This window comes from Parasphingorhabdus flavimaris, from assembly GCF_013371215.1.
Taxonomy (GTDB): domain Bacteria; phylum Pseudomonadota; class Alphaproteobacteria; order Sphingomonadales; family Sphingomonadaceae; genus Parasphingorhabdus; species Parasphingorhabdus flavimaris.
Genome location: NZ_JABWMH010000002.1, coordinates 258580 through 277607, shown reverse-complemented (window position 1 = coordinate 277607; position 19028 = coordinate 258580). Strand labels below are relative to the sequence as shown.

The following is a 19028-nucleotide window of genomic DNA, read 5'->3' as shown; positions in this document are numbered from 1 at the left end:
CTGCTTCCTTATCCACCGTTTGCGGTTTGGCAATCCCAAGACGATTGCATTTATTTTCGCATTCGTGGATTAAACGCACCAGGTCCGTCGTTTCATCCACAGACAGTGAATAAAGGATATCAGCGCTGAATGGCCTTTGAACAGGATCTGCTGGAGCTACTCCCGCGACTGCGACGCTTTGCCCGCAGCCTGACGCGCGATATCAATGACGCAGATGACCTGTGTCAGATGGCCCTTGAGCGCGCTCTCAACAAGCGCGACCAGTGGCAGGTTGGAACAAGACTGGATAGCTGGATGTACAGAATTACCCGCAATATATGGATTGATACGGTACGCGCCGCAGGCCGCCGCGAACATGTGGCCAATGATGATGACGCGATGGAAAATGTGGCCGGAGACGATCACCGCCGGATGGAAAGCCGAATGGAATTGACTGACGTCGACCGCGCGATGGATCGCCTGCCGGTCGAGCAGCGCGAGGCAGTGTCTCTCGTTCTGGTCGAGGGCTTTGCCTACAAGGAAGCAGCGGCCCTGCTCGACATCCCGATAGGAACATTGACCTCCCGCCTGGTGCGGGGCCGCGAAGCCCTGCAACGCGAACTTGGAGAAGCGGCATGAGTTTTGATGAAGCAACGATCATGGCCTATGTCGATGGCGAATGCGATGCCGTGACCGTCAAGCGCATAGAGAAGGCGATCGAGACCGACGCAGCGCTGGCCAAGCGGATCGAACAGGCGCAAGCGCTGTGCAACAAGCTGTCCGCCCATTATGATCCCGTGGTCGAAGAAGCGGTTCCCGACCGCCTGACCGCGATGCTGACCGCCTCTGCTGCGTCCAGCGTCGATAGCAGCTTTGGCGCGCGGAAAGCCGACAAGGACCTCGGCAAGCAACGACGCCGCAGCATGGGCATCGCTCAATGGGGCGCTATGGCAGCGACCCTGGCTTTGGGTATCGTGGTCGGTCAATATGGACTGGGCGGCGGATCGGACGCTCCCTTTGTCGAGCAAGGCGGCGCGCTGGTCGCCAGTGGACCGCTCGAGGACGCGCTCGAAACCCGGCTCGCCTCGGCGCAAGGTGATGACAGCGATTATCGCATCGGCATGACCTTCCGCGCCAAGGGCGGCAATATCTGCCGCAGCTTCAGCGGCGAAGCGGTCTCGGGCATCGGCTGTCGCGAGGGACAGCAGTGGAAGATGCACAGCACCCTGCCCGGCGGGACTCAGGGCGACTATCGGCAGGCATCCAGCAGCGAGATCAATGCTGTCGCCGCAGAGATGATGGCGGATCAGCCAGTCGACGCCGACACCGAACGCCAGTTGCTGGAATCGGGCTGGAAATAGTGTTCCGGGCCACGACTGACCGATAGAGGAGACATAAAAAAGGCGGGAGAATATCCCGCCTTTCTTTCGTTCCCGAGAAATTACCTAATTGCCGATGGTGACCCGGCCAACGCGGTAATTGCGGTCCCGCATTTCCTCGACATAATCCTTGTCGGCGTCGACCAGCTCGTGCCTATATTCTTCCCAGGCATCGCGCTTGTCTTCCTCGTCCGTCGCGCGGCGCAGGTCGCTTTTCAGCTCCTTGTCGGCCTCCAGAACGTCGGTCAGATAATTATACCAGAACCGGTTGTAGAAACCCGCGATCGGTTCGGACCGGACCACGGGATGTTCTGCTTCGCCGACATGGGCTGCCGCGGGAACGGTTGTAGCGGCCACGGCGGCCAGACCTAAGAACAGTGATGAAATACGCATTGTCATGTCTCCTTGCTTGGGTTGATGGCAAGAGAACGATTCAGCCCCGCTATTTCATCCCGATAAATTCGATTTTTGGCTCTTTTCCCGTTTTGGCGCGGCCAGTAGCCACAGGACAGGCCCCGCCTGCCCTGTGGCTACCGCAGTTCAACCCTCCTCTAGGTTCCGGCGTCCCACATATAATAGATCGCGAACGCGACAGAAACCAGAATGGAGGCCATAATCAGCCAGTTTACCGGCGTGAAGCCGAGCTGTTTGCGGTTGTCCTGCCTGAACGCTTTCAGATTCTCCGCGATCGCCTCGTTACAGGTCAGCAGCGCGCTATCGAGGGCGGATGATTTATTCAGGAAGTCGAGTATCGCCAGCTTTTCAGCATCGGTTATCGCAGGATATCGTGACAGCAAGTCCTCTACATACAGACGCCCGCTATCCGCCGATCCCACGGCGGTCTTATTGGTCATTTCGTTCATGTCAGTGCATTTCAATTTCAGTCATCGCCAGCATTCTGCAAAAGCAGGCTGTCGAGTGAGTTGTCAGGAGGCTCGTTCGAGCCCGGTTATTTTCTAGACTGAAACATGCGTCGGCGGCGCGCGTGGCGATATGGAGCGGGTTCCGCTCCGGAACAAAATATGCTCCGGTTCATAGCCGGAATGTGCGGAGCGGGCGGCCCGTCCGCTCGCGTTGGCCGAAATCGGAAAATAGCCAATTGCGGGTATTTCGGAAGGCTCGTCGGGACCGCCGTCCTTGCCGACCTGCTTACGAGCAAGCTGTATGGTCCGGGAAGTTTTCCCGATGACGACTGGAGCGGAGCCTGAAGTGGCTGCCAGCAGGAACTGGCTATCGCCTGCTTCCGAGCCGTGCGCGCCGGAACCGGGCTGCTGCGCAGCGAGCGACAAGCTCGCAATGACCAGTAGGCCGCTCATCAACAGCCTGATCATCCAGTGCGGATGCCCCCGATGGGCCGTCTCCAGGACAAAATTGGACAAATCCGAAAACTCTCACTCACACGGTCACGGGCAGGAATTCGAATTGCACCCGACGCGACCGGAATTCAAGAGAGATTCCGCGCCGCCCGGCGAAAAATCATGACCGGACGATTTTCGAAACCCGCTGCCGGAAAGGGAATTCAAACGGCAAAAACCAGCCATTTTTCCCGCTCCAAAGCCCGAATGGCGGCACGAATGAATTTCATGCCCTGATATGGGTTGCAGGCCACGACTATCATCGCTAGATGCTGCCCCGTCTATGAGGTGCGTTGGCTGAGTGGTCGAAAGCGCCGCACTCGAAATGCGGTATGCCAGCAATGGTATCTAGGGTTCGAATCCCTAACGCACCTCCACAGACAGACGGGCGATAATCGCAACCCGTCGCGGCATGATTTACGGCACATTGCTCCATTCTACCGCCAATCTCGATAATTTTATCGGTGCGCTTCCTGACTCTTTTCTGTCCCACAAATGCGGGTGTCGCGAATGGGTTCTCCTGTGATGGTCAGCGGTCAGCACAGGCCAAAGTTTGTCAAAGTTTGGGCCAAGGCGGGGTTGTTTTCCGCGATGTTGGATGGTTTATTGCCGATGTAGGAAATTTTGTTGCGAATGGCCTCGGCTCTGGCCGAGCAGAGCAAGGGCGCAGCGGATTCTCACAATATAGATTCGACCTTGAGAATCCTGAGGCACAACGCGCTATCCCCCGACTGACAAGAACGCCCTATATCGGACCTCTGGCAATCTCCATCAGCGAGCCGATATTCGCCAGATAATCGCAAAAGCGCTGCACCGCTACCGACTGGTTCTTGCCCTTCGCAGTGACCAGTCCGAAAGCACGCGTGAGTTTGCAGTCGGCGATCCTGGTGATGCCGATACCTTGCTGAAAGGACTCGGGAATGAATTTGGCCGAGGTGATCGCGACCCCCAGATTGGACGAGGCCATCGCGACCAGGGACATGTAATTGGTCACCTCGGAAGCTGCGGCCACAAATGAAATCTTGATGTTCCGTTTGTCGGCTTCAAGCTGCAGTTTTTTGCGGATCTCTATATGCGTATTCGGGCATAATATGGGATATTTCAAAATCTCCGCGATGTCCGCGGACTTGTTTTGCGTGAGCGGATGGTCGGAGGATGATATGACCTTGCAGAGGTCGGTAAATACCAGCCTGAAATCGGCTTCTGGCGGCAGCTCGATAATCGGGATAATCGCAACATCGCTTTTGCCGTCAAGAACGCGCTGAACACAATTGTCCGGTGTGTCGTCTGCAAACTTGAGCATGATCCCCGGATTACGTTCCTGAAATTGATCGGCGCTAATGGTTACGAGGGCTGATCCGACCATGATCGGAGAACAGACTCTTACAACAGACTTCCGCCTCTCGCTCTTCCGGTGAAATTTGTCGTGCAGCATCGCCATTTCATCGACCAGTTTCAGAGCATCGCCGTGAAATTTCTCTCCCTCCTCGCTCAGTCGAACAGATTTGGCATCACGAACAAATAATCGAATCTGCAATCTTTCTTCGAGTCTTTTGATTCGGCTGCTGACCGATGGCTGCGATTTACCCACCAGTTTTGCGGCACCGCTGAAACTCGCGCATTCGGAAACGGCCAAAAACACCTGTAAATCCTGAATGCTAATATCAAACTGACGGAAGTGCATATGTTCCAATTTTCCTTGGCGCCCATTTTACCGAAAGCTGAATGCTCGCATGCAAAATCGCAGGTGCCCCTTGTTTCTGATCGAAGAGATCAGATTATACTCACTTATTATCATAGATTTAACAGGAGTATAACCAAATCAAATAGCTCCATTCAAAATTAAAATTAGGCAATTTGAATCGGGAGTTCAATAAAACCGAAGGACTAACGTGAAACGACAAGCCGCCCCGGTGTTAATCAGCGCAACAGATGAATGGGCATAGATGTTGAAAAAAAATAACGAGAATAAACGCGTCCGCAAGCGCAAGGGATCCAACCGAGACGAGAGTGAGGGCAAATATCAGTCCCCGGATTCAACAGGAAACGCCAATGATTGGCAGCGAACCCCCGACTGGGCGATCAATTATGTGACGCCAACCATTCCTGTTTCCGAACTGGTATCAGTGGCCAGAAAGATAGAGCGGCTGCAACATATCAGGGAAGAAAATCTCGGTGATGGATTGGCGGGCCTGGGCGAAACCGCCTGGAAGATTCTGGTCCAGCTGGTTATCGCGACCGAAGAAGGCAAAAGCATGTCGCTTCTTGACATATCCGGTCGGATATCCCTTCCCGAAACAATCGCCGTTCGATATGTGAATATCCTGGAAACCAATGGACATATAGTCCGGTTACGGCACCCTACAGACCAGGGAGCCGACCATCTGCAGCTAACCGACGAAGGCCATTCCATCATGCGCAAGACGCTGCTCGAACTCGACAAAATCTAGAGCGGCTAGCCGGTGCGCTGGATTTCCTGAACGGATAGACTTGCCGGATCGAAACTTGACAAACCGGATATCGCTTCCGCGATTTTTATTGCCACCATATCCTCGCGCATCTCGTCCAACTCGACCAATATCTTTCCCAGAGAGTCGACAATCTCCTGAGCTTTGGCGTTTCTGTCCATTTTATTCTCTTCCAATCGATCCTGCCCCACTGGTTCGGAGGATATTGTCGGCTGGTTACACAAGCCGGTCGGCTGGCAGCGACAAAGATCACGACAGCTACTTGCGCTGTCACACCGATAACAGGCGATTGCGAATATATCCCCGTTCGGCAATGCGTCCCATCGGACATGGCCGCGCTTGCGACGCTTGCATCTGATTTCAAAACGCCTAAATTGTGACCATGCATCCACTAGACCCATTCAAGTCAGGAAATCCCCTGCCGGCGAACACGCCCGACATCCTCGATGCGCGCTTTGCCATTGGCGATGTCGTCCGCCATCGGATATTCGATTTTCGCGGCGTGATCTATGATATCGACCCGGTTTTCGCCAATAGCGACGAATGGTATGACGCGATTCCGCAGGATCTGCAGCCGCCGAAAGACCAGCCTTTTTATCATCTGTTCGCTGAAAATACCGACAGCAGCTATGTCGCCTATGTCAGCCAGCAGAATCTGTTGCCCGACGACAGCGGCGAACCGATCAGCCATCCCGACGTTGCCAGACTGTTTCAGGCAACCGAGAGCGGTCAATATCTGCTACACGGCATCCACCGGCACTAGGGCCGCTGCATTCGGGCGGTCAGGACTTGATCTTCCAGCCCGATTTCAACAGAAAATAGCATAATGTTGCCAGGCCGATGTTGATCGCCAGCAATATCAGCGCGCCCTGTCCGACCGGGGAATCCGCCTGTCCGAGGAAGCCATAACGGAACCCGGATATTGCGTAGAAGAACGGATTGATGTGGCTCACCGCCTGAAAGGCCGGCGACAGGCGGTCGATCGAATAAAAGGTTCCCGACAGCAGAGCCAGCGGCGCGACCACGAAATTTGTGACCGCGGCGGCATGGTCGAATTTTTCCGCCCAGATCGATGTCAGCACGCCGAGGAAGGACAGCATCGCGGCGCCCATGATTCCGAACCACAGCACCGCCCACCAATGGGTTACGCCGACGTCGACACCGGGCCAGATGAACATCGCCAGCCAGACCGCGAAACCGACCAGCGCCGCTCTGGTCATCGAGGCGCCGACCAGCGCCGCGAGCAATTCGCCCACTGACAATGGCGGGGTCAGATAGTCGACAATCGTGCCCTGGATCTTGCCGACCAGCATCGAGAAACTACTGTTGGCAAAGGCATTTTGCAACATGCCCATGCAGATCAGGCCCGGCGCGATAAAGTCGGCGAACGGAGCGCCCAATATCGTACGGTCACCGCGCCCGAGGGCTACGGTGAATATGATCAGGAACATCAGGGTGGTAATCGAAGGAGCCCAGACCGTCTGCAGCTGGACCTTGAAAAACCGCCGGACCTCTTTCCAGTAAAGCGCCGAAAACCCGCCCCAGTTGACGCCGCGGATGACCGGCACGCCCGGCTCCGAGAAGTGCATGGCTTTTGACGGTTGTTTCATTTTCGGATCTTTTTCGGATTGGTCGGGCATATTCCTTCCGCCTATCGGCTCGCTCTTCCAATCACAACCCCATTTCGCGCTCCCTTCGCGCCGGGAACGCCACATTATCGTGGTTGTATAATGCCCCCGGCATCCCTATATCGCCCCCGAACTCGAGAAGATTAGGACTTTGCATGGCTTGGACAGATGAGCGGATCGATTCGCTGAAGAATATGTGGGAAAAAGGCCTGACTGCCAGCCAGATCGCGGAAGAACTGGGCGGCGTCAGCCGTAATGCCGTGATCGGCAAGGCGCATCGCCTTGGCCTGAAGTCACGCCCGTCTCCGGTCAAGGCAAAGCCCAAGGCCAAAAAAGATCCGAAACCGGCAGCCAAAGCGAAAAAGCCGCCGGCGAAATCCGCGACGACTCCCAAGCCCAAGGAAGAACATGTCGCACGGCGTGCAATGCCGCCACCAACACCGGCTGCACGGACCCATGCTGCCCAGCAGGCCCGTCAGCCCAAGAATGATGGACCGAAGATCGTTTCTGTCGGCCCCGGCGGCTTTTTGCGCCAGGGTCCCGGTGACCAGCAGGCTCCGATTCCGCCAGCGCCTCCACGCCGCCTGGTTCCGGCCAAGCCGAGCGACGAAATTGCCGACAAGACAAGCCTGCTTGATCTCAGCGACAAGATCTGCCGCTGGCCGATCAATCACCCCGGCGAACCGGACTTCCATTTCTGCGGCGAAGAAGTGAACCCGGGATTTCCCTATTGCGTCGAACATTGCGGTCGCGCGTTCCAGGCCCAATTGCCGCGCGGCACCCGCCGCCCTCCGCCACCGCTGCCATTTGGCGGTCCGCGAGTCCGATAGGCGAAACGCACGGGATATCGTGATTTTTCAAACGATTGCGAGACGAGGTCATAAGGCGCTTGCCAGTGTGACTCTTGCGCTCTTATAGAGTCGAACATGTCTGATGATCTGTTCGGCTCTAACCCGCCAACCCAATCCAAAACCGGTGACTATGACGCCTCGGCAATCGAGGTTCTGGAAGGTCTTGAACCTGTCCGCAAGCGGCCCGGCATGTATATCGGCGGCGTCGATGAACGCGCGCTTCACCATCTTGCTGCCGAAGTCATCGACAACAGTATGGACGAGGCGGTTGCCGGCCATGCCAGCCGGATAGAAATCACGCTGGATTCCGACAATCGTCTGACCGTGACCGACAATGGTCGCGGCATTCCGGTCGATCCGCACCCGAAATTTCCAGGAAAATCGGCGCTCGAAGTGATCATGACGACGCTACACTCGGGCGGCAAGTTTTCCGACAAGGCTTATGCGACATCCGGCGGCCTGCACGGTGTCGGTGTCTCGGTCGTCAACGCCCTGTCCTCCGACACGGTCGTCGAAGTGGCCCGCAACAAGACCATCTATCGCCAGACCTTTTCGCAAGGTCTCGCTACATCCGGTCTCGAGGAAGTCGGTACAGCACCCAACCGTCGCGGCACCAGCATATCCTTTGTTCCCGATGTCGAGATTTTCGGCGAAGGAAACCGGTTCAAGCCATCGCGGCTGTTCAAGCTGGCCCGTTCCAAGGCCTATCTTTACGCCGGCGTCGAAATTCGCTGGAAATGCGACGAGAGCCAGGCCAGCGACGATGTTCCCACCGAAGCGGTGTTCCAGTTCCCCGGCGGCCTTTCCGACCATCTGCGCGAGCAATTGTCGGGACGCGAGTGCGTCACCACCGATTTCTTTGCCGGCAATCAGGATTTCCCCGACAGCCAAGGCCGTGTCGAATGGGCGATCACCTGGCCGATCTGGACCGACGGCAGCTACAGCTGGTATTGCAACACCATTCCGACGCCCAATGGCGGCACTCACGAAACCGGTCTGCGCAACTCCCTGGTCAAGGGATTGCGCGCTTTCGGCGAACTGGTCCAGATCAAGAAGGCATCCCAGCTGACCGCCGATGACATCATCTCGGGTGGCGAAATGATGCTGTCGGTGTTCATCCGCGATCCGCAATTCCAGAGCCAGACCAAGGACCGGCTGACCTCACCCGAGGCATCCAAACTGGTCGAAAATGCGATACGCGACCATTTCGACCATTTCCTCACCGACAATATGGATCGCGGCAAGGCCTTGCTCGGATTCGTCATGGAAAGGATGGACGAACGTCTGAAGCGCAAGGCCGAACGCGAGGTCAAGCGCAAGACCGCGACCTCGGGCCGCAAGGTCCGTCTGCCCGGCAAACTGACCGATTGTTCGATCGGCGATCCTGAAGGCACCGAATTGTTCATCGTCGAAGGCGACAGCGCTGGCGGTTCTGCCAAGCAGGCCCGCGAACGCAAGACCCAGGCGATCCTGCCGATCCGCGGCAAGATTCTCAACGTGGCTTCGGCCAATAACGCCAAGATCATGGCCAACAGCGAAATCGCCGACCTGATCCTCGCGCTCGGCTGCGGCACGCGCAAGGATTGCCAGCCCGATAATCTGCGCTACGAGCGGGTGATCATCATGACCGACGCCGATGTCGACGGCGCCCATATCGCGACGCTGCTGATGACCTTTTTCTTCCAGGAAATGCCCGAGCTGGTCCGGCAGGGCCATCTCTATCTCGCCCGGCCACCGCTCTATCGCCTGTCCGCAGGCGGCAAGAGCCTCTATGCGCAGGATGACGCAGCCCGTCGGGAAATCGAAAATGGTCCGTTCAAGGGCAAGAAGGTCGATGTCAGCCGGTTCAAGGGTCTTGGCGAAATGAACCCGTCGCAGCTGCGCGAAACGACGATGGACCCCGAAACCCGGTCCCTGTTCAAGGTGACCCTGCCGCAGGAATATGAGCAGCGCGCCAGCGTCAAGGATCTGGTCGACCGGCTGATGGGCAAGAATCCCGAGCATCGGTTCAACTTCATCCAGCAAAATGCCGCCAGCCTTGATGAAGAGGTTATCGACGCCTAAACCGGAAGCAGCTTTCGGGAGATTTCGGTGCGGCTTCTATATATTTTCGCTCTCGCCCTGCTGTTCGGTTCGAGCCCCTTTGCACGGGAACAGGCTTTCGCGCAGGCCGGGGCAAGCGTCTCGCCGCAGCTTTCCCAACGCGCCAATGACGTGCTGCGCCTGCTGCAAGGCGAGATGATCGAAGAGCAGGCATTTGACGAGAATTTCCGCAACGCCGTGCCGCCCGAACAATTTCGCGCGCTCACCCGGCAAGTGGTGACCCAGCAAGGGCAGCCGCTCGAAATCGCGTCCATCGCTCCTCGCTCTCCCAATTCCGCGGTCATCAAGGTCCGCTTCGAAAAGTCGATCGGCACGATCAATATTGATCTTGAAAATGCGCCGCCCCACCGCTTGTCCGGTCTGCTCCTGACGGGGTTCGAAGCGGGAGGTAATTCGCTCGACGAGGTGATGGCGGCGATCGACGCGCTGCCGGGCCGTCAGGGCGTGCTGGTGCAGCAACTGGACGGCAGCGACCGTCCGCCGTTGGCGGCGCTCGATCCCGACGGGCGCCATGCCATCGCCTCAAGCGTAAAACTCTATATTCTGGCAGAGCTGGACCGGGCGGTGCGGGCCGGTGAACGCCAGTGGTCCGATGTCGTGCGACTGGGCCCGAAATCACATCCCTCGGGGATCAGCCAGAACTGGCCCGACGGGTCACCGGCGACGCTGCACACGCTCGCAACCCTGATGATCTCGATCAGCGACAATAGCGCCACCGACACATTGATCCGCGTCATCGGCCAGGACAGACTGGCCGGGATTGTGAAAGCGACAGGCCATCACGAGCCTGAAGAACTGCGCCCCTTTCTGATGACACGCCAGGCCTCCGCCCTGAAAATGCCGGTACACGCGAGCCGGAGAGCAGCGTTTCTCGCTGCCGGTCCAGCCGAACGCGAAGATCTGCTGGCGGGATATGATAGCGCTTTGACAATCGACAGCATCGATCCGCGCATATTGACCAGCAAGCCTCGCCATATCGATCAGCTGGAATGGTTTGCCAGTGTCACCGACATGGTCAGATTGCTCGCCTATCTGCATCGGAACATGAGCGCTGAAAGCCGTGCGATCCTGGCAATCAATCCCGGCATTGGTCAGGATGCTGCCGATAAATGGGACTATTTCGGCTATAAGGGCGGATCGGAACCCGGGGTGTTGTCCTATAATTTCTTGCTGCGGTCAAAGACGGGAAAAGAATACGCCGTCTCGGTCAACTGGAATAATGAAGAACAATCGCTGCAGGAGAGCGAGCTGCTGGCCTTGACCACACGCCTGATAAATTTGCTCGCGGAGCAATAGGCGAATGCGAGACCAGGCTATGCGCCCGCTAGCGCCTCGACCAGCGCCTTGACCTTCTGCTGCCGCCATTGCGGGAGCGGTGCCATCAGCCAATAGCCGCGCGACGAAACGCTGTCTTCGCCGATGATCTCGATCCGCCCGGCGGCAAGATCGCGCTGGGCCAGCATTTTGGGAACCCAGGCATAGCCGAAGCCATTGACCGCCGCCTCTATCGCAAGACCGCCATCGGCGACGCGCATCAGGGTTTCCTCGCCTTCGGAAATCGGGCAGCCCGGCCAGTCAATCTTGTTGCCGCCCTTCTGGCCCGGAGCCGAAACCTTCACGAACACCGTATCGCCCAGCATCTTGCCTTCATGCTGTCCCGGCCCGTCGCCCAGCCAGATTGCGACATCGAGATTGGCTTCGGTAAAATCGATCTCGTCATCCGCCGCGACCAGCGCGAAGCTGGTATCGGGATGGTCGGCGGAAAAGCTTGCCAGTCTCTCGTTCAGCCATTTCTGGGTGAAGTCACGCGGTGCCGCGATGGTCAGCTTGTGCGAGGACTGGCCCGACTGCATCGCACGGACAGCCTCTTCAAATTGCAGGAAACCGGAGCGGAGCGCATCGAGACCTGCCGCTGCTTCGTCGGTCAGCTCGAGACCTTTGGGCGTGCGCCGGAACATCACCACGCCGAGCATGTCCTCGAGCGCACGGATTTGCTGCCCGACCGCAGCGGGCGTTACCGCCAGTTCATCGGCGGCTTTGGTGAAGCTCAGGTGCCGTGCCGCAGCATCGAGCACGCGCAGCCCGTTCAGTGGCAAATGGGTGCGCTTCATTGCTCGACCGTGGGTTCGGCAAGAACGAAACGGGGGATACGGACTTCGAAGGCCGGTGGCGTGCTGCCGACCATGACAAAATGGCCTTCCATCGAACCGCGCTGGGTATTGAGCGGGCAACCGGATACATAGTCATGCGCTTTGCCCGGCTGGATAATCGGCTGCTCGCCGACCACGCCATCGCCGTCGACCATTTGCAGGCCGCCACGCTCGTCGTTGATCCGCCAGTGCCTGGTCAGCAATTGCACCGCCGTGTCGCGGTGGTTTTCGATCCGGACATGATAGGCCCAGAACCAGCGCTTGCTATCTATGTCCGATTGCTCGGGCAGGAAGGTCACGGAAACGCGGACGGTGACCCCGTCGGTGGTTTCGGCAAACGGAAAGAATGATTCCATCAGCATGTTATAGTGTCAAAGCCCCACTGACGAAAGGGCCTGATCCAGATCTTCGATCAAATCGATCGGATCCTCGAGGCCGACGTTGATCCGCAGCATGTCCTCGGTAATCCCGATTTCCAGCCTCGAATCCTCTGCCAACCCGTAATGCGTGGTTGAGGCGGGATGACACATCAGCGAACGGCTATCCCCGATATTGTTCGAAATATCGATCAGGTTCAACGCATTGAGCAGAGCATGCGCCCTTGCCCGACCACCGCCGACATAGAGCGAGAAGATCGGTCCGGCGGCCTCCATCTGGCTCATTGCCAGATTGTGCTGCGGATGACTGGGCAGGCCCGGAAGCAGGACTTTCTCGACCCGTTGCTCGAGAAACTTGCCCACTTCGAGCGCGTTGCCGCTCTGCCGGCGGATACGCAGGTCGAGCGTTTCGAGCCCCTTGAGCACGACCCACGCGTTAAACGCACTCAATGTGGGGCCGGTGTTGCGGATGAAAGCAAGCAGCGGACCTTCGATAAATTCCTCGGTGCCACAGACGGCGCCGGCCAGCACACGTCCCTGCCCGTCCATCATCTTGGTGGCGCTATAGGCGACCACGTCGGCGCCATATTCCATTGGCCGCTGGAGCATGTTGGTGGCGAAGGCATTGTCGACAACGCTGACGATACCCTTGGCCCGCGCCAGCGAACAGACGCTGCGCAGGTCGATCACTTCCATGGTCGGGTTGGCCGGGGTTTCGAAAAAGAAAACCTTGGTCTTCGGCGTAATCGCCTGTTCCCAATTCTCGATCTCGCGGCCGTCGATCACGGTGGTCTCGATGCCGAATTTGGGCAGCAGACTGTCGGTCAGCCAGCGGCAGGACCCGAACAGGGCGCGGCTGGCAACAACATGATCGCCCGCCTCCAACTGGCACAGCAAGGCAGCGGTCATGGCGGCCATGCCAGATGCGGTGGCCCGGCACGCCTCTGCGCCCTCCATGATTGCGATCCGCTCTTCCAGCATCCGCACCGTGGGGTTTTGCAGGCGGCTGTAGGTCATGCCGTCCTGTTCGCCGGCAAAGCGGGCAGCCGCGTCTTCGGCGCAGTCGTAGCTATAACCGGATGTCAGGAACAGCGCTTCGGATGTCTCGCCAAATTCGCTGCGCATCGTACCACTGCGAATCGCCTGGGTAGCCGGACGCCAGTTCTTGGTGACATTGCGGTTTTGGCCGGTGTTTCTTTTCATATCGCTTCCCTAGCCGCCCGTCAGTTGCGCGACAATAGCGTCGCCGATTTCACTGGTCGACGCTGTGCCGCCAAGATCGTGGCCGAGAACGCCTTGTGCCAGTACGGCAGCCACTGCGGCTTCGATCCGGTCAGCCTCGGCGTCCATGCCGAAACTGTGCCGCAACATCATCGCGGCGGATAATATCATCGCCGAAGGATTGGCAATCCCCTGCCCGGCAATATCCGGCGCGCTGCCGTGGATCGGCTCGTAAAGGCCCTTGGTGCCGTCGCCAAGAGAGGCCGAGGCGAGCAGGCCAATCGACCCGACACACATGCTCGCCTGGTCGGACAATATGTCGCCGAACAGATTGCCGGTCACGACGACGTCAAACTGGCCCGGGTTGCGCACCAGCTGCATCGCGGCATTGTCGACATACATATGGCTGAGCTCGACTTCCGGATATTCGCTCGACAGCTCGGTCACCACGTCGCGCCACAATTGCGATGTTTCCAGCACATTGGCCTTGTCGACGGAGCAGAGCCGCTTGTCGCGGCCCATGGCGGTCTTGAAAGCGACATGGGCGATCCGCCGGACTTCGCTCTCGTCATAGGACATGACATCATAGCCTTCGCGCAGGCCATCGGCGGTTTTGCGCATGCCCTTTTCGCCGAAATAGACGTCCCCATTCAGTTCGCGGACGATCACAACATCGATGCTGCGGGCGATTTCCGGTTTCAGGCCGGAGGCATCCTCCATCCCCGGAAACATTTTCGCGGGCCGCAAATTGGCAAAGGTCTGCATTTGCTTGCGCAGGCCGAGCACCGCCTGTTCGGGGCGCAAATGGCGTTCGAGATTGTCGCACGACGGATCGCCGACCGCGCCGAACAGGACAGCGTCGGCCGATTGCACCAGCTCGAGCGTTTCCGGTGGCAAGGGATGACCGTGCTTGTGATAGGCGACACCGCCGACATCCGCGTGATCGAGGCACAGGTTGGGCAAGTCCATAGCGCCGAGCACGCGCAGCGCCTCGACCATGATTTCCTGACCAATGCCGTCGCCGGCGAGTACCGCAATATGCATGAGATTTCCTTCTTGTAAGCGCGCCGTTCCTGCCGAGAATCACGCGCTTAGGCAACCATCCTTTTCAGGCGATCGACCAATACGGTTCGCGCCGCCATCACATCCCTGCGGCGGTCTTCGAAAAAATGGCGTTTCAGGAAGAACCCGGTGACCCTGAGGCCGTCGAAAATATCATCCCATTCCGGCGAAAGTGGCTGTTTGAGGAACGGCGGCAGCGGCAAGAGCCGCTCCTTATATTCCCGTCCGGCAAAGGCGCTGACGGCGGTCGCACTTTTCGGGCTGATATAGACCAGATCGTCTTCCGAACCGGTCACCGCGCACCGGTCCAGCGCCAGGCCAAAGCCCAGTTCCGAGAGCAACAACAACTCATAGCGCACAAGAGCCGCAGCCCAGCCCTTGGCGGACGGCGCACTGCAAATCGCGTCCAGCAGGGCCGACAGGGCGGAATGAATTTGCGGATAGCTATGTTCTTCCGGCAAGGTCGCCGCGGTCAAGGCGGTCACCCAGTCCAGCGCCGCGCTGGCCAGGGGCTCGCCTAGAAACGGTCCGCGGCTCATCTGCAATTCCGCCGTCATCGAGGCCAATTGATCCTCGGTCCGGGCGCGATAATCGGCCTGCACGATATTGGACGGGATCAGCACCGGACGCATCGTCCGGGAGTGTGCGCCGCGAACATAGCCGGAGACCAGCCCGTTTTCGGGGGTCAGCGAACGGACCACCGCGCCATGTTCGCCATGGGACCGGACCGAGCAGATGATGGCTAAAGTACGAAGGTTGGGCAATTCATTCTACCGATGGATAGTTTCGACTGGTGTGCAAGATCGCATCAATCAGAATATTGTCCGATTCACCGCCAACCCCAAGACGATATACCACCACATAGGGCAGTCCGGACACCGACAATTCAAATGTGTTTTCAATCCTGCCGATCTTTCCCAACCGAGGGAAGTCAGCCAGAATCTCGATATTTTGTCGCAAGCGGCCGACGATGCCCAAGGCAACCGCAGGGCTGTCTTGCGCTATCCAGTCAAATATATCGGTGAGGTCTCTGACTGCGCCGGATGAGAATTCAATCATCTAGGCCAAGTGCATTCCATACTTCTTCCGCTGGATAGATTTTAGCGCCCTTGTCGGTATCGTCGATCGACTTTTTGACTTTTGTCCGGAACCAGTCCTCATATCCAGCATCCGGCTTTTCACCGGTGATAGCGACCTTTGCAGCTTCGGCTTTGGGTTCCTGGTTCATCATCAGAGAATATCACGGCATACGGACTGTGGCAATAAACTCGCTACCCATGAAAATAATAGTAAATCTTCTGCGCCACGGTCGCCGACACGCCGGGGGCGCCCTGCAGATCATCCAGCGAGGCATTTTTCACCGCCCGCGCTGTGCCGAAATGCAGCAGCAGCGCCTTTTTCCGGGCCGGACCTATGCCCGGCACGTCGTCCAGCGAACTATGGCCGACGGATTTGGCGCGCCGCGTCCGGTGCGCGCCGATCGCAAAGCGGTGCGCTTCGTCACGCAGGCGCTGGAGATAGAAAAGCACCGGACTGTTCATCGGCAGGTTGATCTGGCGGCCGTCGGGTAGGTGGAATGTCTCGCGCCCTGCGTTCCGGTCGGGTCCCTTGGAGACGCCGATCATCACCACGTCCTCGACGCCAATCTCGGCCAGCGCAGCGCGCGCCGCGCTCATCTGCCCCTTGCCACCGTCGATCAACACCAGATCGGGCCATTCGCCCTTGTCGCGATCGGGGTCCTCTTTCTGCGCGCGTGCAAAACGCCGTTCGAGCACTTCGCGCATCATCGCGAAATCGTCGCCCGGCGCAGTGTCGGGGTTTTTGATATTGAACTTGCGATAGGCGTTTTTGCGGAAACCCTCGGGTCCGGCGACGACCATGCCGCCGACCATATTGGTTCCCTGAATATGACTGTTGTCATAGATTTCTATTCGGTCCGGCACCGCGTCCAGTTCGAGCAGATCGACCATCTCGCGCATAATCTTGGCCTGGGTCGAGGTTTCGGCGAGACGTCGGTCTAGCGCGTCCTCGGCATTGCGACTGGCCTGCGTCAGCAATTTCCGGCGATCCCCGCGCTGCGGTTTCGAGACGCTGACCTTATAGTCGGCCTTGGTGCTCAGCGCCTCGGCCAGCAGCTCCGCGTCCGGCAATTCCCGGTCGAGCAGGACCAGCTTCGGCGGTGGCATCTGTTCGTAAAATTGCATCAGGAAGCTGGAAAACACCTCTTCGATCTCGACGCTGGTCGTGTGGGCAGGAAAGAAGCTGCGATGGCCCCAGTTCTGGCCGCCGCGAATGAAGAAAGCCTGGATACAGACGGTCGAGCCCCTGGCCGCCAGTGCAAAAATATCGGCGTCCGGCAGACCCTGTGCGTTGATCGCCTGGCTGCCCTGGATGAAGGTCAGGGCCTTCAGCCGGTCGCGATAAACCGCCGCCATTTCAAAATCGAGGCCTTCCGAAGCCCTCTCCATCGCGCCGCCCAGCTTTTGCTGCACCTCGGTGGACTTGCCGGAGAGAAAATCGCGCGCATCCTTGACCAGTTCGGCATAATCCTCCTTGCCGATCCGGTCGACACAGGGCGCCGAGCAGCGCTTGATCTGGTAGAGCAGGCAGGGACGCGAGCGATTGTTGAAAAAGCTGTCGGTGCAGGAGCGGAGCAGGAACAGTTTCTGCAGCGCGTTGAGCGTCCGGTTGACCGAACCGGCGCTGGCGAATGGACCGAAATATTGGCCCTTGATCCGCTGCGCGCCGCGATGCTTGGTGATCCGCGGGAAATCATGGTCGTCGCGGAGCAGAATGAAGGGGAAGCTCTTGTCGTCCCTCAACAGCACATTATAGGCGGGCCGGAATTTCTTGATCAGCTGCGCTTCGAGCAGCAACGCCTCGGCTTCGCTGCCGGTGGTGACGATTGTCATCGAGCGGGTTTGCGCGACCATCCGCATCAGGCGCTGGGGCAAGCGGTTGATCTGGACATAAGCGCCGACCCGGGACTTCAGCGAGCGCGCCTTGCCGACATAGAGGACGTCGCCGCGCTTGTCCTGCATCCGGTAGACACCGGGCCTTGTCGGCAGTGTATTCAATACCTCGCGGATCGCCGCCATGCCGGCCTCTAGATCGGGCGTGTCGCCCTCCCCGCGCACCGCATAGGCCGCCTTGTCCTCGTTGAAACGGGACGCGGCATTGGGTTGGTCAGGACGGTCGGCTTTGGACATGGAGCATATCTAGGGCGGCATCGGGCGCAATGCCAGAATCAATCGTTCCGGCATTCCCGCGAACGCGGAAATCCGGAATGATGATGGGAAAACAGAAAGTGGGAACCGGTCTCCGCCCGAGCGCAGACGGATTGGTTCAGTTCAGCGTTTTGCCGATATCGCCAATGGCTTTGTCGATCAGAGCCTTGTCCGCAGCTGCATCATGACGCGCCGCGATCAGAGCCTGTGCTGCTTGGGTCGCTGCGGTAGCAGCCTTGGCGCGCACGGCGGCAATGGCAGAACGTTCTGCCGCGCCGATTTTTTCTTCGGCCATTTTCTTGCGGCGGGCGAGCAAGGCTTTCGTGTCAGCCTCTGCCTGCTTTACCAGAAGCGCCGCTTCTTTCTCGGCACTGTCCATCAGCGCTTCGACTTCTGCCTGAGCGCCAGCGGTTTTCGCTTCATATTCGGCTTTCAGTGCTTCTGCTTCCTTGCGCAGACCAGCCGCTTCGTCGAGCGTCTTCCTGATTTCGGCAATCTTGTTGTCCAGCATACCGCCAACGATCTTGGGGACTTTCGTCCACAACATGATTGCAAATACGATCAGAACGCCGACAGCAACCCAGAATGTTGGGTCCTGCAACGGTCCGACAGCGCCGGCGCCTTCAGCCAAAATGGTCAATAGCATATTCTATCTCCTTCAGCAGGCGCTTAGAAAGCGGCCTTGACCGCCTTCTTTGCATCGGTCGCGGTAACCTTGGCACCGGAAACCGTTTTCACGATCGCCTGAGCGGCTTCCGCAGCCACGGCTTCAATTTCTTTCAAGGCAGCGCTCTGCGCCGTCTTCAGCGCAGCATCGGCTTCGTCCGCTTTTTTCGCAAGAGCGGTTTCGGCACGTTTGATGGCTGCCTCGTTCTTTTTCGCTACCTTCGCCTTGGCATCGTTGACGATAGCGGCAGCATCGTTTCGTGCGCCGTTGATGCTGGTGCGATAATCCGCTTCGATCTGCTCGGCCTTGTCCTGCCCGGCCTGAGCCGCAGCAAGATCATCGGAAATCCGTTTTTGACGATCATCAACGGTCTTGCTGATTTTCGGCACCATATTCTTGGCGATACCGAAATAAATGATGCCAATGACGATCAACAACCAGAAAAACTGGCTGCCATAGACTTCCATGAGCTGACTAATTTGAGGCATTATTCACCTGACAGTTCGAAACGCTAAATAGGCAAGTCAGACGGGCTGGCAAAGCCAGCCCGTCCAAACGATT

The 19028-nt window shown here is 58.2% G+C and carries 23 protein-coding genes and 1 tRNA gene; 8 read left to right on the top strand and 16 right to left on the bottom strand.

Translation table 11 applies throughout. From position 1 onward, the window contains the following. Positions 1-129 precede the first annotated feature (129 nt). Together HUO14_RS06100 and HUO14_RS06095 are read left to right on the top strand one after the other, a co-directional pair. Entirely contained in the window at positions 130-618 is a 489-nt protein-coding gene (locus HUO14_RS06100) for an RNA polymerase sigma factor (RefSeq protein WP_176278997.1), read from the top strand. Further along, positions 615-1340, top strand: coding sequence for an anti-sigma factor family protein (locus HUO14_RS06095; protein WP_176278996.1), 726 nt, complete (start codon positions 615-617; stop codon positions 1338-1340). The genes HUO14_RS06100 and HUO14_RS06095 overlap by 4 nt, the downstream gene beginning before the upstream one ends. Before the next feature lie 84 nt (positions 1341-1424). Here HUO14_RS06095 and HUO14_RS06090 read toward each other — a convergent pair whose 3' ends face one another. The 3 genes from HUO14_RS06090 to HUO14_RS06080 form a co-directional block, all read right to left on the bottom strand. Further along, positions 1425-1751: a hypothetical protein gene (locus HUO14_RS06090; RefSeq protein ID WP_176278995.1), complete on the bottom strand. Its 327-nt coding sequence runs from the start codon at positions 1749-1751 to the stop codon at positions 1425-1427. Between the two features lie 158 nt (positions 1752-1909). After that, positions 1910-2212, bottom strand: a complete 303-nt coding sequence (locus HUO14_RS06085) for a hypothetical protein (RefSeq protein WP_176278994.1) — start codon at positions 2210-2212, stop codon at positions 1910-1912. 102 nt (positions 2213-2314) lie between these two features. After that, positions 2315-2737, bottom strand: a complete 423-nt coding sequence (locus HUO14_RS06080; RefSeq protein WP_176278993.1) for a hypothetical protein — start codon at positions 2735-2737, stop codon at positions 2315-2317. Between the two features lie 263 nt (positions 2738-3000). Between HUO14_RS06080 and HUO14_RS06075 the strand changes: the two genes are divergently transcribed. After that, positions 3001-3090 (top strand) — tRNA-Ser (locus HUO14_RS06075). A gap of 368 nt (positions 3091-3458) precedes the next feature. Here HUO14_RS06075 and HUO14_RS06070 read toward each other — a convergent pair. Further along, entirely contained in the window at positions 3459-4397 is a 939-nt protein-coding gene (locus HUO14_RS06070; RefSeq protein ID WP_281365380.1) for a LysR family transcriptional regulator, read from the bottom strand. A 262-nt stretch (positions 4398-4659) separates the two neighbouring features. Here HUO14_RS06070 and HUO14_RS06065 point away from each other — a divergent pair, with 262 nt between their 5' ends. Continuing rightward, entirely contained in the window at positions 4660-5163 is a 504-nt protein-coding gene (locus tag HUO14_RS06065) for a helix-turn-helix domain-containing protein (protein ID WP_176278991.1), read from the top strand. A 5-nt stretch (positions 5164-5168) separates the two neighbouring features. Here the strand turns inward: HUO14_RS06065 and HUO14_RS06060 are convergent, their stop codons facing one another. After that, positions 5169-5342 carry a hypothetical protein gene (locus HUO14_RS06060; protein ID WP_176278990.1) on the bottom strand — a complete coding sequence of 58 codons (174 nt, stop codon included), beginning with the start codon at positions 5340-5342 and terminating at the stop codon, positions 5169-5171. A 221-nt stretch (positions 5343-5563) separates the two neighbouring features. Here HUO14_RS06060 and hspQ point away from each other — a divergent pair, with 221 nt between their 5' ends. Continuing rightward, on the top strand, positions 5564-5944 hold the full coding sequence (gene hspQ, locus HUO14_RS06055; protein ID WP_176279506.1) for a heat shock protein HspQ: 381 nt from the start codon (positions 5564-5566) through the stop codon (positions 5942-5944). A 19-nt stretch (positions 5945-5963) separates the two neighbouring features. On the opposite strand, the gene HUO14_RS06050 is transcribed toward hspQ, so the two are convergent. Then, on the bottom strand, positions 5964-6791 hold the full coding sequence (locus HUO14_RS06050; RefSeq protein ID WP_246255343.1) for an ABC transporter permease: 828 nt from the start codon (positions 6789-6791) through the stop codon (positions 5964-5966). 173 nt (positions 6792-6964) lie between these two features. Between HUO14_RS06050 and HUO14_RS06045 the strand changes: the two genes are divergently transcribed. The 3 genes from HUO14_RS06045 (at position 6965) to HUO14_RS06035 (ending at position 11059) form a co-directional block, all read left to right on the top strand. Then, on the top strand, positions 6965-7639 hold the full coding sequence (locus HUO14_RS06045) for a GcrA family cell cycle regulator (RefSeq protein ID WP_176278988.1): 675 nt from the start codon (positions 6965-6967) through the stop codon (positions 7637-7639). A 96-nt stretch (positions 7640-7735) separates the two neighbouring features. Then, entirely contained in the window at positions 7736-9724 is a 1989-nt protein-coding gene (gene parE, locus HUO14_RS06040) for a DNA topoisomerase IV subunit B (protein ID WP_176278987.1), read from the top strand. Between the two features lie 27 nt (positions 9725-9751). Beyond that, positions 9752-11059: a serine hydrolase gene (locus HUO14_RS06035; protein WP_176278986.1), complete on the top strand. Its 1308-nt coding sequence runs from the start codon at positions 9752-9754 to the stop codon at positions 11057-11059. 17 nt (positions 11060-11076) lie between these two features. Here HUO14_RS06035 and HUO14_RS06030 read toward each other — a convergent pair whose 3' ends face one another. From HUO14_RS06030 to HUO14_RS05985, 10 genes are all read right to left on the bottom strand, one after another. Beyond that, the gene (locus HUO14_RS06030) at positions 11077-11874 is read right to left on the bottom strand and encodes a LysR family transcriptional regulator (RefSeq protein ID WP_176278985.1); all 798 of its coding nucleotides are present in this window, start codon (positions 11872-11874) and stop codon (positions 11077-11079) included. Then, on the bottom strand, positions 11871-12269 hold the full coding sequence (gene apaG, locus HUO14_RS06025) for a Co2+/Mg2+ efflux protein ApaG (protein WP_176279505.1): 399 nt from the start codon (positions 12267-12269) through the stop codon (positions 11871-11873). Before apaG ends, HUO14_RS06030 begins: the two co-directional genes overlap by 4 nt. Before the next feature lie 15 nt (positions 12270-12284). Next, positions 12285-13493, bottom strand: a complete 1209-nt coding sequence (locus tag HUO14_RS06020; protein WP_176278984.1) for a trans-sulfuration enzyme family protein — start codon at positions 13491-13493, stop codon at positions 12285-12287. A 9-nt stretch (positions 13494-13502) separates the two neighbouring features. Further along, positions 13503-14555: a 3-isopropylmalate dehydrogenase gene (gene leuB, locus HUO14_RS06015; protein ID WP_176278983.1), complete on the bottom strand. Its 1053-nt coding sequence runs from the start codon at positions 14553-14555 to the stop codon at positions 13503-13505. A gap of 47 nt (positions 14556-14602) precedes the next feature. Then, positions 14603-15337 (bottom strand): DNA repair protein RecO, encoded by a 735-nt coding sequence (gene recO, locus HUO14_RS06010; protein ID WP_176278982.1) that lies wholly within the window; start codon positions 15335-15337, stop codon positions 14603-14605. Position 15338: 1 nt separating this feature from the next. Next, positions 15339-15632 (bottom strand): type II toxin-antitoxin system RelE/ParE family toxin, encoded by a 294-nt coding sequence (locus HUO14_RS06005; RefSeq protein ID WP_176278981.1) that lies wholly within the window; start codon positions 15630-15632, stop codon positions 15339-15341. Next, the gene (locus HUO14_RS06000) at positions 15625-15804 is read right to left on the bottom strand and encodes a hypothetical protein (protein WP_176278980.1); all 180 of its coding nucleotides are present in this window, start codon (positions 15802-15804) and stop codon (positions 15625-15627) included. The genes HUO14_RS06005 and HUO14_RS06000 overlap by 8 nt, the downstream gene beginning before the upstream one ends. 40 nt (positions 15805-15844) lie before the next feature. After that, positions 15845-17782: an excinuclease ABC subunit UvrC gene (gene uvrC / locus HUO14_RS05995; protein ID WP_176278979.1), complete on the bottom strand. Its 1938-nt coding sequence runs from the start codon at positions 17780-17782 to the stop codon at positions 15845-15847. 136 nt (positions 17783-17918) lie between these two features. After that, positions 17919-18446, bottom strand: a complete 528-nt coding sequence (locus HUO14_RS05990) for a F0F1 ATP synthase subunit B family protein (RefSeq protein ID WP_176278978.1) — start codon at positions 18444-18446, stop codon at positions 17919-17921. Between the two features lie 23 nt (positions 18447-18469). After that, positions 18470-18955 carry a F0F1 ATP synthase subunit B gene (locus tag HUO14_RS05985; RefSeq protein ID WP_176278977.1) on the bottom strand — a complete coding sequence of 162 codons (486 nt, stop codon included), beginning with the start codon at positions 18953-18955 and terminating at the stop codon, positions 18470-18472. Positions 18956-19028: the final 73 nt, after the last annotated feature.